Source organism: Streptococcus sp. CF8_Ac1-9 (assembly GCF_024295565.1).
GTDB classification, from domain to species: domain Bacteria; phylum Bacillota; class Bacilli; order Lactobacillales; family Streptococcaceae; genus Streptococcus; species Streptococcus parasanguinis_X.
Genome location: NZ_JANCOY010000014.1, coordinates 1 through 666 on the forward strand (window position 1 = coordinate 1; position 666 = coordinate 666).

A 666-nucleotide genomic window follows, 5' to 3' on the forward strand; every position below is an offset into this window, starting at 1 on the left:
TGCTTCTTTCAACCTTTGTCTATGCCGAGGACCGGAATCGAACCGGTACGATCGTTACCAATCGCAGGATTTTAAGTCCTGTGCGTCTGCCAGTTCCGCCACCCCGGCCTCCTCAAGCGAACGACGGGATTCGAACCCGCGACCCCCACCTTGGCAAGGTGGTGTTCTACCACTGAACTACGTTCGCATTGCTTTCTTTATATAAAAAAATGCCGGCTACATGACTTGAACACGCGACCCTCTGATTACAAATCAGATGCTCTACCAACTGAGCTAAGCCGGCTCATTATTATTCTCTTATGCGGGTTAAGGGACTTGAACCCCCACGCCGTAAAGCGCCAGATCCTAAATCTGGTGCGTCTGCCAATTCCGCCAAACCCGCAAAATATGACCCGTACTGGGCTCGAACCAGTGACCCATTGATTAAAAGTCAATTGCTCTACCAACTGAGCTAACGAGTCTTAAAATAATTTTCATTATCTTAACGGTCCCGACGGGAATCGAACCCGCGATCTTCGCCGTGACAGGGCGACGTGATAACCGCTACACTACGGGACCTATGGGAGTTAACGGGATCGAACCGCTGACCCTCTGCTTGTAAGGCAGATGCTCTCCCAGCTGAGCTAAACTCCCAAATGAGCCTAGTATCTACTAGGCTCAATCTCT

Annotated in this window: 7 tRNA genes; all 7 read right to left on the reverse strand. The window is 50.5% G+C overall.

The features are described from left to right. Positions 1-22: 22 nt before the first annotated feature. Positions 23-108: transfer RNA gene (locus NML76_RS10170), tRNA-Leu, on the reverse strand. A 7-nt stretch (positions 109-115) separates the two neighbouring features. Further along, a tRNA-Gly gene (locus NML76_RS10175) sits at positions 116-187 on the reverse strand. Positions 188-210: 23 nt separating this feature from the next. Then, positions 211-283, reverse strand: a tRNA-Thr gene (locus tag NML76_RS10180). 17 nt (positions 284-300) lie between these two features. Next, positions 301-382 (reverse strand) — tRNA-Leu (locus tag NML76_RS10185). Between the two features lie 6 nt (positions 383-388). After that, positions 389-461: transfer RNA gene (locus NML76_RS10190), tRNA-Lys, on the reverse strand. Positions 462-485: 24 nt separating this feature from the next. Beyond that, positions 486-558, reverse strand: a tRNA-Asp gene (locus NML76_RS10195). A gap of 2 nt (positions 559-560) precedes the next feature. After that, positions 561-633 (reverse strand) — tRNA-Val (locus NML76_RS10200). Between the last annotated feature and the right edge of the window lie 33 nt (positions 634-666).